Source organism: Pikeienuella piscinae, from assembly GCF_011044155.1.
In the GTDB taxonomy this organism is placed as follows: Bacteria; Pseudomonadota; Alphaproteobacteria; order Rhodobacterales; family Rhodobacteraceae; genus Pikeienuella; species Pikeienuella piscinae.
Genome location: NZ_CP049056.1, coordinates 2,091,483 through 2,105,542, shown reverse-complemented (window position 1 = coordinate 2,105,542; position 14,060 = coordinate 2,091,483). Strand labels below are relative to the sequence as shown.

The following is a 14,060-nucleotide window of genomic DNA, read 5'->3' as shown; positions in this document are numbered from 1 at the left end:
CGCGGCCGGGGCCGGGGGTCAGGTCTCGAACACCCATTCGGGGCGCGTCATGCCGATAAAGACATCATCGTCGCCCGGCGGGGTGTTCCTCAGGACGAGTTCGCGGAGCGAGCCGGTTTCCTCGATCACCTTCATGCCCTCGCGGCTGAATGTGCGGTCGTTGAAGACATGCTCGGAGAGCAGCGGATTGGTCATCGCCTGCGAGAAGGCGTCCAGCGCCACCATCTTCAGGATCAACGGCGGGAGCGGCGCGTTCTTCGCCCGGTCCTCGGCGAACAGGCCGACGAAAAACTCGATATCCTCGGGTTTCTTGTAGTTCCGCTTCAGGATTTCGATGACGCGGGGGTTGGTCGAGATATCCTCGAAACGGCGCGGCTTCGAGAGTGAGACATAATCGCGATAGGCGGCGTAGCCCGCCAGCGCCGTCGCCCGCCCCTGCAGGATCGACGCCTTTTCGACGTCAAGCAGCGCCGCGGTGGTGTTGAACGGGCCGAGCGCGCCGGCGGCCTGGCCGCTCATGTCGGCGAAGCCGCGGCGCAGGCCGCCGTCGATGAGAAACCTGTTGTTCATGAAGGTGCGGGCGACCGGGGTTTTCTCACCCTTCCATTCAATCATGTCGGGAACCAGCGAATGCCAGCGATAGAGCAGGCTGAACTCGGTGGTGATCCAGTTCGTGCGGTTCCAGGGCGCCTTCCAGGCGACGACCGGGTCGGCGCGGAGCCGGAACGGCAACGGCGCGATATGATTGATGTAGTCCTCGACGACGATCTTGATGAAGACAACGATGGTGATGTTGCGCGCGGTTTCGAAAACCCGGTCGTCGTCCCAGTGGGGGTTCGCGTCCTCCAGCATCGCCGCGAGGCGGTTGTGTTCGCGTAGGAAGAGCGTGTTCATCATCGCGACCTGCGGCGTCGAGTTCGCCCGGTCGCCGCCGAATGCGAATAGCGTCTTGCGGCGCTCCGCCCGCTCGCCCGTTAGGTCGGAGAGGCCGAGCGGCTTGTCGAGCGCCTCGAACTCTGGCGCGATCTCGTCGCCATCGAAGAGGAAGGGCGCGTATTCCTCTCCGTCTATGACTTGCGTTTTCAGACGCCCGCGCCGGCCCGGCGTTTCGTCGCGAAGCCGGAGCGCCATGGTCTGCGCCAGCGTCCGTCCGTAGAGCGGACAGAGGTCGATCTCGTGGTTCGAGGTGTTGCGCTTCAGCCGGTCGGGGATCGTCTCGTCGGTTTCGGTCCGGATGAAGCCGTCGGTGAGATACTGCGCGAAGGTCGGGAAAAGACAGGTGGACTTCGGACAGTGCCGCTGCGGTCCGTCGCCCCGGCGGAATAGCTCGAGAAGATTCTCCACAGGCGGATAGTCCGTGCGCAGATAGGATTCGAGGTGGCGCGCGCTGTAGGTCCGGTCGGTCAGTGAGCGCCAGGAGGTGTAATCATGCACCGTGCCGAACGGGTGCGGACGCCGGCGCGCGACCCCGATGATCCGCCCGATCAGGATCCTGTTGACGATCGCGGAGAGCCATTCCGAACGCCCGACCAGTTTCAGAATGGAGTTGATGAGCCGTTCGGATATCGGGGAGGCCATGAGAATTCTCCGTCACAAAGCGTGGGCGGCTCGATGGCGCCGGCCGCCGCGAATTTATCTGCTGATTGTCTGTTCGCGAACCTAGCAGAAATCCGCCGCATTCTCGAACATTGTCTCTGGACAGCTTCCACCCCGCTCGTCGGACGCCGCGCGTTGACCGGAGCCGCCGCCTTGTGCGATGCTCATGGAGTTACGGAACGATTCCGGACGGGAACCACCATGATCAAGTCCGAACTGATCCAGAAACTCGCCGACGAGAACCCGCATCTCTTCCAGCGGGACGTGGAGCGCATCGTCTCTTCCGTTTTCGACGAGATCACCGAGGCGCTGGCGCGCGGCGACCGTGTTGAGTTGCGCGGTTTCGGCGCGTTCTCGGTCAAGCATCGCGATGCGCGGATGGGCCGAAACCCACGCACCGGAGAGGCGGTGAGCGTGCCGGAAAAGCGCGCGCCCTTCTTCAAGACCGGCAAGGACCTGCGGGACCGGATGAATAGCTGACCGGGGCCGCCCCGGCGGGAGAGGCTCTTGCGTACTTTGAAATTCGCCGTGGCGCTGCTCGTCGCCATCGTCATTGGCGTGCTTGCGGTCGCCAATAGCGCCGACATAACGGTCCGGCTCTGGCCCGATCTTTCGGATTATGGCGTCGCCCATGCGCCGGAGATTGCGCTGCCGCTCTTCGCCTTCGGTCTTCTGTGCGGGCTGGTCGGGTTCCTGCTCGGCGCGGCGCGCGAATGGATGCGCGAAGGCCGGGTGCGTGGCGAGGGGCGCAAGGCGCGGCGCGAAGCGGCGCAATTGCAGATGAAGGTGGAACGGCTTTCCGACGATACCGATGACGATCTGCCGGCGCTTTCCGCGCGCTGATCGCGTCCGAGATGCGATGACCGCGACGCCATGAAAGCAGCGCCATGATCGTCAAGATTTGCGGCCTGCGCACGCCGGAGGCCGTATCGGCCGCGGCGGAGGCCGGCGCCGGGTATCTCGGCTTCGTCTTCTTTCCGAAATCGCCGCGCAACGTGACGCTGACTGCGGCGGGCGCGCTGGCGGGGGCCGCGCCGTCCGGGCTGATGAAAGTCGCGCTTGTGGTCGACCCGGACGACACGCTGCTCGACGCGATCGCCTCCCTTCCGATCGACATGATCCAGCTTCACGGGAAGGAAAGCCCGGCCCGCGTCGGTGAAGTCCGCGCGCGCGCCGGCTTGCCGGTGATGAAAGCGGTCGGGGTCGCCTCGGCGGCCGATCTCGCTGCGATCGACGCCTATTCCGCCGTCGCGGACCAGTTGCTGATTGACGCGAAGCCGCCGGCGGACGGCGCGCTTCCCGGCGGCAACGGGTTCTCTTTCGACTGGCGGCTGATCGCCGGACGTGACTGGGCGCGGCCCTGGATGCTGGCGGGCGGGCTGACCCCTGAAAACGTCGCCGCTGCGATCCGTCTTACCGGCGCGAAGCAGGTCGATGTCTCTTCCGGCGTCGAATCCGCGCCCGGCGTGAAGGACGAGGCGCAGATTCGCGCTTTCGTCCGGGCGGCGAAGGGGTGACGCTGCGCTTTCGCGAAGCCAGGCGCGCGGATGTCGCCGCCATCGTCGCGCTTCTGAGCGCCGATGAGCTTGGGCGCGGCCGGGAGTCGCCCGCGCTCGCCCCCTATCTCGCGGCGTTCGACGCTATGGCGGCGGAGCCGGGAAACACGATCATCGTCGGCGAACGGGAGGGGGAGATCGTCGCCACGCTCCAGCTCACGCTGATCTCCGGGCTTTCCCGCGGCGGCGCGCGGCGCGCGCAGATTGAGGCGGTGCGCGTCGCGGCGCATCTGCGCGGCGAGGGAATCGGCGCGCTCCTGATGGCCGAGGCGGAGGCGCGGGCCCGCGCCGCCGGCTGCGCCCTGATCCAGTTCACCTCCGACGCCAGCCGGGAGCGCGCGCACGGCTTCTACGCGCGGCTCGGCTACCGGGCGACGCATCTCGGCTTCAAGCGGACGCTCGACTCCTGAGCCGACCTCGGGCAGCTTCCCTTCGAACCGGATCGGAGGACGCCATGAAAGCCTTGGACAAGATTCTCGAAACCAGCGTGACCGAGGGGCGCACCCCCGGCGTGATGGTCGGCGTCGCGACCCGCGACGGCGTGGTTTACGAGGGCGCCGCCGGCGCGCGCGCGCTCGGCGGCGACGAAAAGATGACCGTGGATTCGGTTTTTCGCGCTTTCTCCATGTCCAAGGCCGTCGCCGCCGCCGCCGCCGCGCGGGCGATCGAGGACGGGCTGCTGACGCTGGAGACGCCGGTCGAAGAGGTTCTGCCGGAATGGAAGGAGGTGCAGGTTCTCGACGGGTTCGACGCCGATGGCGCGCCGCAACTCCGGGCGCCGAAAACCAGGGCGACCCTGCGCCATCTCGCCACGCACACGTCCGGCCTCGTCTACGAGTTCTGGAACGCGAACCAGGCGAAATACATGGAGGCGACCGGCGCGCCGACCATCCTTTCGGGGTTGAAGACCGCGCTTCATTCCTACCCCCTCGCCTTCGATCCGGGAACCAGATGGGATTACGGCGTCGGCGTCGACTGGCTCGGCCAGATGATCGAGGCGGCGGCGGGCCAGACGATCGACGTCTATTGCCAGGAGAAGATCTTCGATCCGCTCGGCATGGGCGACACGCGGTTCGAGGTCGAGGATCACATGCGATCGCGGCTCGTCCAGGCGCATATGCATACGCCCGACGGCTGGCGGCCGCATGAAATCGCGCCGCCGTCGGATCCCGAGTTCTACGGCATGGGCCACGCGCTCTATTCGACCGGGCCGGATTACCTGCGGTTCCTGCGGATGCTGCTGATGAACGGCTCGCTCGACGGCGAGCTGATCCTGAAGCCGGAGACCGTGGCGCTGTTCTCCGCCAACCAGATCGGCGCGCTCTCGGTCGGCAAGATGGTCTCGACCGTGCCGCCGCTTTCGGCCGATGTCGATTTCTTCCCCGAGCAGGAGAACAAGTTCTCGCTCGGCTGTCTCGTCAACACCGGGGATATCGAAGGCAAGCGCCGCGCAGGCAGCCAGTCTTGGGCCGGGGTGCTGAACACGCATTACTGGTTCGATCCGAAGGCCGGCGTCGCCTGCGTGATCATGATGCAGCATCTCCCCTTCGTCGATGCCAACTGCCTCGCAGTCTATGACGCGGTGGAGCGGGCGGTTTACGCGGAGCTGGGCTGAGCGGTCGGGCTGGATTGGAGAGGCGTTAATATGGCGATGGTGAAATCCATTCTTGCTGATGAGCGCGACTTTAGGAGCGTTCATCCTGCTATTGTTGATTGTCGTTATCTTGTCAGCGAACGCGACGGCCGCAAAGTTCTCCAACTCAACACATATGGCTCGGCAAATCGCCAAATCCCCAACAAATTGAGCCAAACGATTCAGTTTGATGAAGAGTCGGCGCGAAGCCTTTGGAGAATCCTTTCTACGGAGTTCGGCTTCAAGGGCTGAAATCGCCCATCGACGCGCCCCGCGAGGGGGGGTAAACAACCCGCTTCCTGACCATTCGGAGGCGCGGGGCGCGCATGGCTCAAGAGATGTTGAATTCCTATCGCACCGGCCCGGACGAGCGTGGCCGATTTGGCGCGTTCGGCGGGCGCTTCGTCTCCGAGACCCTGATGCCGCTCATCCTCGGGCTGGAGGCTGAATACGAGCGCGCCAGGGACGACTCCGCCTTCTGGGCGGAGATGGACGATCTCTGGACGCATTATGTCGGGCGGCCAAGTCCGCTCTATTTCGCGCCGCGCCTGACCGAACGGCTTGGCGGCGCGAAGATCTATTTGAAGCGCGACGAGCTCAATCACACCGGCGCGCACAAGATCAACAACGTCCTCGGTCAAATCCTGCTCGCGCGCCGCATGGGCAAGACGCGGATCATCGCCGAGACCGGCGCTGGCCAGCATGGCGTCGCTACCGCCACCGTCTGCGCCCGCTTCGGCCTGAAATGCGTCGTCTTCATGGGCGCGACCGATGTCGAGCGACAAAAGCCCAATGTCTTTCGCATGAAGCTTCTCGGGGCGGAGGTCGTGCCCGTGAAATCCGGGCGCGCGACGCTGAAGGACGCGATGAACGAAGCGCTGCGCGACTGGGTGACCAATGTGCGCGACACGTTCTACTGCATCGGCACGGTCGCCGGCCCGCACCCCTATCCGGCGATGGTCCGCGATTTCCAGTCCATCATCGGCAAAGAGGTCCGCGAGCAGATGCATGCCGCCGAGGGGCGTCTTCCCGACAGCCTCGTCGCCTGCATCGGCGGGGGTTCGAACGCGATGGGGCTCTTTCATCCGTTCCTTGACGACAAGGACGTGCGGATCGTCGGTGTGGAGGCCGGCGGCCACGGCGTCGACGAGCGGATGGAGCACGCCGCGAGCCTGACCGGCGGGCGGCCCGGCGTTCTTCACGGCAACCGCACCTATCTTCTCCAGGACGATGACGGCCAGATCATCGAGGGTCACTCGATCTCCGCCGGGCTGGACTATCCCGGTATCGGCCCCGAGCATTCGTGGCTGCATGAGATGGGGCGCGTCGAATATGTTTCGGTGACGGACCGGGAGGCGCTCGCCGCTTTCCAGCTCTCGTGCGAGACGGAGGGAATCATTCCCGCCCTTGAACCGGCGCACGCGCTGGCGCATGTGGCCAAGCTGGCGCCGACCCTGCCGAAAGATCATCTCCTGGTGATGAACATGTGCGGGCGCGGCGACAAGGATATCTTCACGGTGGCCGAGGCGCTCGGCCAGGAAATCTAGAAAGGGCCATTCGATGGCTTATGAACTTGGGGACCTCGTGGTTCTCGTCTCCGGCTCGATGCGCATGGCGGTCGAATCGGTGGAGGATGACCGGGTCTCGGTCGTCTGGTGCAACGAGGGCGTGATCGGCCGCGACAGCTTCGATGCGAAACTTCTGAAGAAGTGGGAGGTCCGCGAAGATCATGGCGGCCCGCGCGGCGGCGACCGGGGCGGAAAGCCGCCCTATCGCGGCGACCGCGAAGGCGGCGGCAAGCCCTATCGCGGCGGCGACCGGGACGGCGGAGAGTCCAAACCGCGCGGAAAGACCGGGTGGGACGGCAAGCCGCGCGAGAAGAAGTTCTTCCGCAAGGACAGCTGAGCGTGAGCGGCCCTTCCCGGCGCGGGGCGAACGAGAGGGATTGAGATGAGCCGACTGACAAACCGTTTCGCCGCCCTGAAGGCGGCGGACCGCCCCGCCTTCGTCTCTTATACGATGGCGGGCGACCCTTCGCCGGAGGCGAGCCTCGAGATCATGCGCGGGCTGCCGCAGGCCGGCGTCGATGTGATCGAGCTGGGCCTGCCCTTCACCGACCCGATGGCGGACGGCCCCGCGATCCAGCTTGCGGCGGGACGGGCGCTTGACGCCGGGCAGACGCTGAAGGGCGTGCTGGCGATGGTCGCGTCGTTCCGCGAGACGGATCAGGAGACGCCGATCGTCCTGATGGGCTATTACAATCCGATCTACTCGCATGGGGTCGACGCGTTCCTGCGCGATGCCGTCGCGGCCGGCGTCGACGGGCTGATCGTGGTCGACCTCCCGCCGGAGGAGGATGACGAGCTTTGCCTTCCCGCCACCGAAGCCGGTCTTCATTTCATTCGCCTCGCGACGCCGACGACGGATGACGCGCGCTTGCCGGCGGTGGCGCGCAATACGTCGGGTTTTGTCTATTACGTCTCGATCACCGGCATCACCGGCGCGGCCGAGGCGGACGCCTCCGCGGTCGCGCCCGAGGTCGCGCGGGTGCGCGCGGCGACAGGGCTGCCGGTCTGCGTCGGCTTCGGCATCCGCACGCCGGAGCGCGCGGCGGAGATCGGGCGGATCGCGGATGGCGTCGTCGTCGGCACCGCCATCGTCGAGCGGATCGCGAAGGGCGAAAGCCCGGAGAGCGTCCTGAGTTTCGTCGGCGCGCTCGCCGCCGCCGCGCACGGCGCCTGAGCGGCCCTGGCGGGCGCTCCGAGGGCGGCCGTTCAGCCTTTCCAGCGTTCCACCGGGGCGGCGACGACCCACCATCCGCGCCGCGCCGCCCCGATCTGTTTCGCCGCGACGGCGGCCTGCGCTCCGGTCTCGAACATTCCGAAACAGGTGGCGCCGGAGCCTGACATTCGCGCAAGCCGACAGGCGGGAGCGGAGGAGAGCGCGGCCAGCGCCTCGCCGATGGTCGGGCGGAGGCGGCGCGCCGGTTCCTCCAGGTCGTTGCGAAGGCCGGCGAGCCAGCCGGTCAGCGCGTCGAAATCCGCGAGATCCGGCGGCGGCGTCATATCGGGGCGCTCCCGCTGCTCCAGCCCCGCGAAGACCTCGGCGGTGGAGAGCGGCTGCATCGGGTTGACGAGGACCACCCAGAAGCCGCGAAAGCCGGGCGCTGGCGTGAGCCGCTCGCCCGCGCCCGCCATCAGCGCGGGCTCCGAGGCGAGGCAGACCGGCGCGTCGGCGCCGAGCCGGGCGGCGATTTCCGGCAGGGCGGCGACGGGCGCATCCGGCCAGATCCGCGCAAGAACGCGCAGCACGGCGCCCGAATCCGCCGAGCCGCCGCCGAGTCCGGCGGCGACCGGCAGGCGTTTCACCAGTCTCAGCGCCGCCGCCGGCCGGCCCGGCGTCGCGGCGCCGAGCGCCGAAGCGGCCCGAAGGACGAGATTGTCTTCGCCTGCGGAAAGTCCCTCCGCGAACGGCCCCTCGATGTCGAGCGTCAACCGGGGAGCGGGAACAGCCCTGACGAGATCGCCGATGCCGGGAAAAACCGCGAGGCTTTCCAGTTCGTGATAGCCATCCGCCCGCCGCCCCACGACATGCAGGAAAAGATTGACCTTGGCGCGTGCGGGCTCGACGGCGCCGGCGTCAGCCGTCATTCGCGGAACTGACCGGCGCGGACCTGGCGGCCGCGGCGGCCTCCTCCTCCTCCAGCACCGCGTCGAGCCCGATATCGAGCTTGCGGCGAATCCGCTCGCGATCCTTCTCCGCCGGATCGAAGGACAGCGCGCGCCGCCACTGGAATTCCGCCTCCAGCCGTCGCCCGACCCGCCAGAGCGCGTCGCCGAAATGGTCGTTCACGACCGGATCGATGGGTTGCAGCTCCACCGCGCGCACCGCGGCCGGGAATTCGTCGAGGAGATAATGACCCCAGCCGAGGCTGTCGACGATATAGCCGTCTTCCGGACGCTGATCGACGGCCTTGCGGATCATCGCCATCGCCTCGTCGATATTCATTCCCTTTTCGAGCCAGCTATAGCCGAGATAGTTCAGCACCAGCGGCTGATCGGGCTGCATCTCGAGCGCGGTGAGGAAGTCGGCCTCCGCCTCGTCCCATTCGCCAGCGCGCTCATAGGCGATGCCGCGCTGATAAAAGAGAACCCAGTTCGGCCGGCCCGCGGCCTCCATCAGGTCGATCGCCGAGGCGTAGGCTTTCGCGGCCTCGTTGTAATTCTCTCCCCGTCGCAGCAGATCGCCGAGCGCGATGAACGCGTCGGCCATGCCCGGCGCGCGCCTGGTGAGCGATTTCAGCGCCTCGGCCGCCTCGTCGTTTCGCCCCAGCCGGTGCAGCGCCTCGGCGCGGCCGATCTCGGCGGAGCGGGCGAGCGGGCTGTCGGGCGGGATGGATTCGTAGGCGCGGATCGCGGCCTCGTTCTGGTTGTTGGAATCGAGCAGTTCGGCGACCAGAAGCGTCGCGTTGTAGAGGTCCGGACGGAGCCAGGTGGCAAGCCGGGCGTAGAGCAGGGTCAGCCGCGTGTCGCCATCGTCGCCAAGCGCGGCCGCGAGACCGAAGAGCGCTTCCGCCGCGCCCTCGGCCGGGGTCTCCACCAGCGGCGCCGGCTGCGCGCCGGCGTCGAAAGCGGCAATCTCGGCTTCCAGCGCGCCATCGCCGACGGTGAGCGCTTCGGCGGCCTCGTAGACCGCGCGGGCTTCATCCCTTTTCCTGGCGTCGATCAGCGCCGCGGCGTAGGCGCTGGCGACGCGGCCCGTCGGGGTCGAGAGTTTCTCGCCGAGCTGGGCGTAGGCTTCGACCGCCCCTTCGGGATCGTTGTCCGCATGACGCATCAACCCGGTGTGATAAAGCGTGAAGACGCGAAAGACCGGGCGCTCGCCCAGACCGTTGAGCGCCGCCTCGCCCCCGGCCGCGTCGCCGAGGCCGAATTTCGCCCAGGCGCCGATCATGGACCCGATCAGCGGATGAAAACCGCCGCCCGCCGCCTCGATCCGGTCGAGCGCGGCCCGGTATTCGCCCGTCTTCAGCTCTTGCGCGGTGAGCAGGAGCGTGGCGATGCGATTGTTGGCGTCGAAGACGATGAGCCGCTCCGCGAGGTCCATCGCCTGATCCACCCGCCCGGCGGCGGCCTGGTAGAGCAGCGTCTGCTCCATCAGCGCGAGGTCGCCCGGATCGCGGTCCAGCGCGCGGCCGAAATATTTCGCCGCGGCGTCGAGATCGCCGATCTTCGCGGCGTGCAGGCCGGCGAGATAGGCGCCCGAGAGCGTGTTTCCGGCCATCGCGCCGCCGACGCCGGCGAAACCGAGTGCGGCGGCGAACGCGACGCCGCTCGCGACGCGGATCAGATAGGTCATATGGGCTCTCTCCGTTGGCTCGGCGTCAATATAGGGGTGAAGCGGCGGAAAATCCCGCAAAACCTGCGCGTCAAGGGGCCGCGTCAGTTTCGCGGCGCCCGCTTCGCCGCGCGGATGATCGCGGCGGCCGGCCGAGCGCGCCCTGCGACTTTTGCGCCGGGTGGCCGCGCGGCGCCGGATTCGGCCCGACGCTTGCAAAGACTGGCCAATTTCGCGCCGGAAGGCGGAAATTCGGCCCCGCGCACCGCTTTACGTCGCGTCCGCGCATGGCGGCCATGCAAAAAATGGCTTTATTTCGCACCTGCGATGGGCCATATACGGCTTCCTTACATGACAACGAAATGACGACTCGGTGGAGGAGCCGATGGCTCTCGACGACGACGCTTTGAGCTTCACGAACGAGCAGGGACGCCGCGCGCGGAAACTTTTCGCGGCCGTGGTTCTTGCTGCGCTCGATGACGCGATCAAGGATGAAAAAACCTACGGACTCGGCAAAGGCGCGGAGGGAATCGCCCGGTGGGCGAACTCCCGCGATGGCATGGAAGTGCTGATGAACGCCGGGATCGAAGTGAACAGCCGCACGGTGGACGGTCTCGTCGCCTTTGTGAAACGCGGCGTGCGCGTTTCCAACGCGCTGTCGCTGAAGGACGATCAGGACAAGGTCGCCGCGTAAGACGCGCGGGGCCGGAAGAGGGACGCCCCCCAAGGGGCGTTCTTTTTCATTGCACGGGCCGGGCGCGACCGCTTTTATCCCCTTCAATGCGAAGGGAGAGCGGATGAGCTGGTCGATCCATCATGTGAACCTGGAAAGCCGCGACGTGCGCCGCACGGCCGCGTTCTACACGCGTGTCCTCGGCATGGCGGAGGGCGCCTGGACCTTTCCGGAGAGCCGCGGCTACATCCCCGGCGCGCCCGACAAGCTGGCGCTTTTTCCCGATGGCCGGGACAGCCATACCGGGCTGCATCTGATCGCCCCGGATGAAGACTTCGCCGCGCGCAACAATCTGAAGCACAACCCCTCCCTCGGCGGCCATTTCGCCATCGAGGTCAAGGATCTGAAGGCGGTGATGAAGCGGCTGGATGCGGCCGGCGTTCCCTATTCCGACGCCGGGGTGTTCGCGATTCCCGGCCTCTGGAACATCTATGTCGAGGACCCGGACGGAAACCTCGTGGAGATCAATCAACGGGTCTGAGGCTCGGCTCCGCGCGCAAGAGCGCGACATTGCGGAGATTGGCGCGGAAGCCGACATCGAAGATATCGCCGATCAACGGGACCGAGCCCGCGAACCAGTCGATGGCGAGATTCCCCACCATGCGCAAGAGCGTGCGCCGGCGCGCGCCGAGCGCATGGGCCCGGGCGACGATCCAGGCCCCGGGAACGAGCGCGATCGCGTCGCCCACACCCGGCGCAAGCCCGATCAGCGCGTCGAGGCCGAAGCGGATACGGGTTCCCGGGATGAGGAAACGCGCGTCCATCAGCCGCGCGAGGCTTTCGAGGCGCGCCAGTTCGGCCGTGACTGAGCCGGAGAGCGACTCGGGCGCGCTCACCGCCGAACCGCGGCCGTGGCGGGGCGAATGGCGGCGATGGAGATGCGCGGCGGGTTCATGAAGCCTCCACTTGATGGGGATTCGGCGGGGCGCGACGATCGATGGGATTTCTTTCCACCGAGATGGCGTCGCCCCCGGCGGCGGTCAAGCTGTTCCGGCAGAGCTTGGCGCCGACGCTGAAATCCGGTTTGTTTCCCGCTGGCGCGCGTCGCCACGGAATCGACCCTTATTGACCGCGCGCATGGAAAGCATCGCTTATGACTTCCCCGGAGACAGATTCGGCCTCTTCCTCGCGGTCGGAAGCCGATCCAACGACAAATCCGGTAAGATGGCGCATCCTCTTCGTGCTGCTGGTCTCGATCTTCATGACGCTGGTCGGCGTCAGCATCGTCAACGTGGCGCTGCCGTCGATCCGGACGGGTCTCGGCGCGTCGGAGTCGGATCTGCAATGGGTCCTGTCGGGCTATGCGCTGACCTTCGGCGTCGTCCTGGTCGCGGCCGGGCGGGCCGGCGACATCATGGGGCGCGGCGGGCTGTTCCTCATCGGCGCCGCCATCTTCACCGCCGCATCTGTCGCCGCGGGCCTGGCGCCCGACGCCGGATGGCTCAATATCGCGCGTTTCGTGCAGGGGGTTGGCTCCGGGTTGCTCAATCCGCAGGGTCTCGGCATGATCCAGCATTATTTCCGCGGCGACGCGCGCGGAAAGGCGTTCGGATATTTCGGCACGGCTGTCGGTTTTTCGGTCGCCGTCGGGCCGGTTTTGGGGGGGTTCCTGATTCAGCTTGGCGGGCCCGAACTGGGCTGGCGTCTGACATTCCTCGTGAATGTTCCGATCGGCGTCATCGCCATCGTTCTGGGGCTCATGTGGTTTCCGCGCCCGCTGATCATTCGGCTGCCCCGGAAGGGTAGCGGCCTGCGTTCGCTCGATCCGGTGGGCGCGCTGTTGCTGGGTCTGGCCGTGCTCGCGATCCTGTTTCCCTTCGTCGAGGGGAGCGGCGACGCGCGCCTCTGGATTCTGCTGCCCTTCGGCCTTCTGCTGGTCTGGCTCTGGGTCGGATGGGAGCGGCGCTATGCCCGTCTTGGCCTGAGTCCCATGGTCGACTTGTCGATATTCTCGACGCGCAGCTACACCAACGGCATCACGATCATGAGCCTCTATTTCATGGGAATAACCAGCATCTGGGTGCTGGTCGCGCTCTACGTCCAGGAAGGCGACGGCAAGACGGCGCTCGAATCCGGCTTCTTCGGCATCCCCGCCGCCCTGCTTTCGGCGTACGCCGCCTATTGGGCGGGAAGCCGGGTCGCGCGGTTAGGCCGCAAGCTGGTCATCGGCGGCCTGTTGCTCGCGGTGTTCGGACTCGCGCTGAGCATCGCCGTGGTCATCATGCACGAAGCGGGCCATCTGAGCGTCTGGTGGCTCATGATCTCGCTTTCGTTCCTCGGCCTGGCGCAGGGGACGGTCATCAGCCCGAACCAGACGCTGACGCTCGCGCAGGTTCCATTGGATTATGCGGGAAGCTCAGGCGCCATCATGCAGACCGGACAGCGCATCGGCACGGCGGTCGGCATCGCGGTCATCACCGCGGCGACGTTCTCCACGCTCGCGGTGTCGTCATGGTCGATCGCCATCATCGTCGGCTTCGGGTCGATCGCATTCGTGATCCTGCTGGCGCTGCTCGTCGCGCTCAAGGATCTGCGGGAGCGCAATCAGGGGAGAGCCGGCCCATTGCGTTGAGAGCGGGCGGCGACAGCCGCTCTCACCTCCCGATGCGGATTCGCGCCGGGCGAAAGCCCGGTCAGCGCGTCGAGGCGGATGCGGGTTGCCGGAACCTTGAACCGGGCGTTTATCGGTCGCGCGAGCGCCTCCGGCCGCGCCAGATCATGCGTGACCTGGGCGGCGGGGGGATTGGTATGCGCTCACCGCTTCGCGATGATCCAGACGGCGTGAACGATCCCGGGGATGTAGCCGAGGAGTGTGAGCAGGATGTTGAACCAGAAATGCTTCCCCAAGCCCTCCTGCAGAAAGACGCCGAGCGGCGGCAGGAGGATGGCGATGATGATGCGGAGCAGGTCCATGGGTTCCCCTGTTTGTGAGGAATGGGAACGCGCGAACGAAAGCCAAGTTCCGAAATCTCGCAATCCGGAGCATCAATGGTATATTCTGGACACGGCGAAAAGAACTTCGCGCGATCCGGGGCCGGAGGCTGCCGCGTCGGATCGAGGACACACTGGGAGGATTTCGGGGGGAATTCCCGCTCCGAAGGTGCGAAGCGGCTGGTCGGGCAGGACGACGCCATGCGCCTCCGCGACTGGCGGATCATCTACGAGGTGCGCGAGCGCGAGGGCGCAGATTTCGGAACGCTTACCG

General features: G+C 66.7%; 17 protein-coding genes. 12 read left to right on the top strand and 5 right to left on the bottom strand.

Annotation, left to right across the window (positions count from 1 at the left end):
* Positions 1 to 18: 18 nt before the first annotated feature.
* Positions 19 to 1,578 (bottom strand): peroxidase family protein, encoded by a 1,560-nt coding sequence (locus G5B40_RS10200; RefSeq protein WP_165098161.1) that lies wholly within the window; start codon positions 1,576 to 1,578, stop codon positions 19 to 21.
* 219 nt (positions 1,579 to 1,797) lie between these two features.
* Between G5B40_RS10200 and ihfB the strand changes: the two genes are divergently transcribed.
* The 9 genes from ihfB to trpA all read left to right on the top strand — a co-directional run bounded on the left by ihfB (position 1,798) and on the right by trpA (position 7,527).
* Positions 1,798 to 2,076 carry an integration host factor subunit beta gene (ihfB, locus tag G5B40_RS10195; RefSeq protein WP_165103504.1) on the top strand — a complete coding sequence of 93 codons (279 nt, stop codon included), beginning with the start codon at positions 1,798 to 1,800 and terminating at the stop codon, positions 2,074 to 2,076.
* Between the two features lie 27 nt (positions 2,077 to 2,103).
* Positions 2,104 to 2,439 carry a LapA family protein gene (locus tag G5B40_RS10190; protein ID WP_165098159.1) on the top strand — a complete coding sequence of 112 codons (336 nt, stop codon included), beginning with the start codon at positions 2,104 to 2,106 and terminating at the stop codon, positions 2,437 to 2,439.
* A gap of 44 nt (positions 2,440 to 2,483) precedes the next feature.
* Complete coding sequence (locus G5B40_RS10185) at positions 2,484 to 3,113, top strand: phosphoribosylanthranilate isomerase (protein ID WP_165098157.1); 630 nt, start codon at positions 2,484 to 2,486, stop codon at positions 3,111 to 3,113.
* A complete protein-coding gene (locus tag G5B40_RS10180) occupies positions 3,110 to 3,562 on the top strand; it encodes a GNAT family N-acetyltransferase (protein WP_165098155.1) in 453 nt (150 codons plus the stop codon). Before G5B40_RS10185 ends, G5B40_RS10180 begins: the two co-directional genes overlap by 4 nt.
* Positions 3,563 to 3,606: 44 nt before the next feature.
* Positions 3,607 to 4,767 carry a serine hydrolase domain-containing protein gene (locus tag G5B40_RS10175; protein ID WP_165098153.1) on the top strand — a complete coding sequence of 387 codons (1,161 nt, stop codon included), beginning with the start codon at positions 3,607 to 3,609 and terminating at the stop codon, positions 4,765 to 4,767.
* A gap of 30 nt (positions 4,768 to 4,797) precedes the next feature.
* The gene (locus G5B40_RS10170) at positions 4,798 to 5,037 is read left to right on the top strand and encodes a hypothetical protein (RefSeq protein WP_211907444.1); all 240 of its coding nucleotides are present in this window, start codon (positions 4,798 to 4,800) and stop codon (positions 5,035 to 5,037) included.
* A 74-nt stretch (positions 5,038 to 5,111) separates the two neighbouring features.
* Positions 5,112 to 6,332: a tryptophan synthase subunit beta gene (gene trpB / locus G5B40_RS10165; protein WP_165098151.1), complete on the top strand. Its 1,221-nt coding sequence runs from the start codon at positions 5,112 to 5,114 to the stop codon at positions 6,330 to 6,332.
* A 13-nt stretch (positions 6,333 to 6,345) separates the two neighbouring features.
* The gene (locus G5B40_RS10160) at positions 6,346 to 6,690 is read left to right on the top strand and encodes a hypothetical protein (protein ID WP_165098149.1); all 345 of its coding nucleotides are present in this window, start codon (positions 6,346 to 6,348) and stop codon (positions 6,688 to 6,690) included.
* Positions 6,691 to 6,735: 45 nt separating this feature from the next.
* Positions 6,736 to 7,527 carry a tryptophan synthase subunit alpha gene (gene trpA, locus G5B40_RS10155; RefSeq protein ID WP_165098146.1) on the top strand — a complete coding sequence of 264 codons (792 nt, stop codon included), beginning with the start codon at positions 6,736 to 6,738 and terminating at the stop codon, positions 7,525 to 7,527.
* A 32-nt stretch (positions 7,528 to 7,559) separates the two neighbouring features.
* On the opposite strand, the gene G5B40_RS10150 is transcribed toward trpA, so the two are convergent.
* Positions 7,560 to 8,435 (bottom strand): 4-(cytidine 5'-diphospho)-2-C-methyl-D-erythritol kinase, encoded by an 876-nt coding sequence (locus G5B40_RS10150; protein WP_165098142.1) that lies wholly within the window; start codon positions 8,433 to 8,435, stop codon positions 7,560 to 7,562.
* Positions 8,425 to 10,143 (bottom strand): tetratricopeptide repeat protein, encoded by a 1,719-nt coding sequence (locus G5B40_RS10145; RefSeq protein WP_165098140.1) that lies wholly within the window; start codon positions 10,141 to 10,143, stop codon positions 8,425 to 8,427. The genes G5B40_RS10150 and G5B40_RS10145 overlap by 11 nt, the downstream gene beginning before the upstream one ends.
* A 364-nt stretch (positions 10,144 to 10,507) precedes the next feature.
* Between G5B40_RS10145 and G5B40_RS10140 the strand changes: the two genes are divergently transcribed.
* Positions 10,508 to 10,816, top strand: a complete 309-nt coding sequence (locus G5B40_RS10140) for a DUF6280 family protein (protein ID WP_165098138.1) — start codon at positions 10,508 to 10,510, stop codon at positions 10,814 to 10,816.
* A gap of 103 nt (positions 10,817 to 10,919) precedes the next feature.
* Positions 10,920 to 11,336 (top strand): VOC family protein, encoded by a 417-nt coding sequence (locus G5B40_RS10135; RefSeq protein ID WP_165098136.1) that lies wholly within the window; start codon positions 10,920 to 10,922, stop codon positions 11,334 to 11,336.
* Here the strand turns inward: G5B40_RS10135 and G5B40_RS10130 are convergent.
* Entirely contained in the window at positions 11,320 to 11,691 is a 372-nt protein-coding gene (locus G5B40_RS10130) for a DUF4112 domain-containing protein (RefSeq protein WP_246209796.1), read from the bottom strand. The two genes, G5B40_RS10135 and G5B40_RS10130, sit on opposite strands and share 17 nt — an antisense overlap.
* A gap of 257 nt (positions 11,692 to 11,948) precedes the next feature.
* On the opposite strand from G5B40_RS10130, the gene G5B40_RS10125 reads away from it, so the two are divergent.
* Positions 11,949 to 13,427, top strand: a complete 1,479-nt coding sequence (locus G5B40_RS10125; protein ID WP_165098134.1) for an MFS transporter — start codon at positions 11,949 to 11,951, stop codon at positions 13,425 to 13,427.
* Between the two features lie 182 nt (positions 13,428 to 13,609).
* Here the strand turns inward: G5B40_RS10125 and G5B40_RS10120 are convergent, their stop codons facing one another.
* On the bottom strand, positions 13,610 to 13,768 hold the full coding sequence (locus G5B40_RS10120) for a YqaE/Pmp3 family membrane protein (RefSeq protein WP_165098132.1): 159 nt from the start codon (positions 13,766 to 13,768) through the stop codon (positions 13,610 to 13,612).
* Positions 13,769 to 14,060: the final 292 nt, after the last annotated feature.

Excerpts from the sequence above, each read along its gene's own strand:
- G5B40_RS10200 (WP_165098161.1), bottom strand. The coding sequence starts at position 1,578 with ATGGCCTCCCCGATATCCGAACGGCTCATCAACTCCATTCTGAAACTG.
- ihfB (WP_165103504.1), top strand. The coding sequence starts at position 1,798 with ATGATCAAGTCCGAACTGATCCAGAAACTCGCCGACGAGAACCCGCAT.
- G5B40_RS10185 (WP_165098157.1), top strand. The coding sequence starts at position 2,484 with ATGATCGTCAAGATTTGCGGCCTGCGCACGCCGGAGGCCGTATCGGCC.
- G5B40_RS10175 (WP_165098153.1), top strand. The coding sequence starts at position 3,607 with ATGAAAGCCTTGGACAAGATTCTCGAAACCAGCGTGACCGAGGGGCGC.
- G5B40_RS10170 (WP_211907444.1), top strand. The coding sequence starts at position 4,798 with ATGGCGATGGTGAAATCCATTCTTGCTGATGAGCGCGACTTTAGGAGC.
- trpB (WP_165098151.1), top strand. The coding sequence starts at position 5,112 with ATGGCTCAAGAGATGTTGAATTCCTATCGCACCGGCCCGGACGAGCGT.
- G5B40_RS10160 (WP_165098149.1), top strand. The coding sequence starts at position 6,346 with ATGGCTTATGAACTTGGGGACCTCGTGGTTCTCGTCTCCGGCTCGATG.
- trpA (WP_165098146.1), top strand. The coding sequence starts at position 6,736 with ATGAGCCGACTGACAAACCGTTTCGCCGCCCTGAAGGCGGCGGACCGC.
- G5B40_RS10150 (WP_165098142.1), bottom strand. The coding sequence starts at position 8,435 with ATGACGGCTGACGCCGGCGCCGTCGAGCCCGCACGCGCCAAGGTCAAT.
- G5B40_RS10145 (WP_165098140.1), bottom strand. The coding sequence starts at position 10,143 with ATGACCTATCTGATCCGCGTCGCGAGCGGCGTCGCGTTCGCCGCCGCA.
- G5B40_RS10140 (WP_165098138.1), top strand. The coding sequence starts at position 10,508 with ATGGCTCTCGACGACGACGCTTTGAGCTTCACGAACGAGCAGGGACGC.
- G5B40_RS10135 (WP_165098136.1), top strand. The coding sequence starts at position 10,920 with ATGAGCTGGTCGATCCATCATGTGAACCTGGAAAGCCGCGACGTGCGC.
- G5B40_RS10125 (WP_165098134.1), top strand. The coding sequence starts at position 11,949 with ATGACTTCCCCGGAGACAGATTCGGCCTCTTCCTCGCGGTCGGAAGCC.
- G5B40_RS10120 (WP_165098132.1), bottom strand. The coding sequence starts at position 13,768 with ATGGACCTGCTCCGCATCATCATCGCCATCCTCCTGCCGCCGCTCGGC.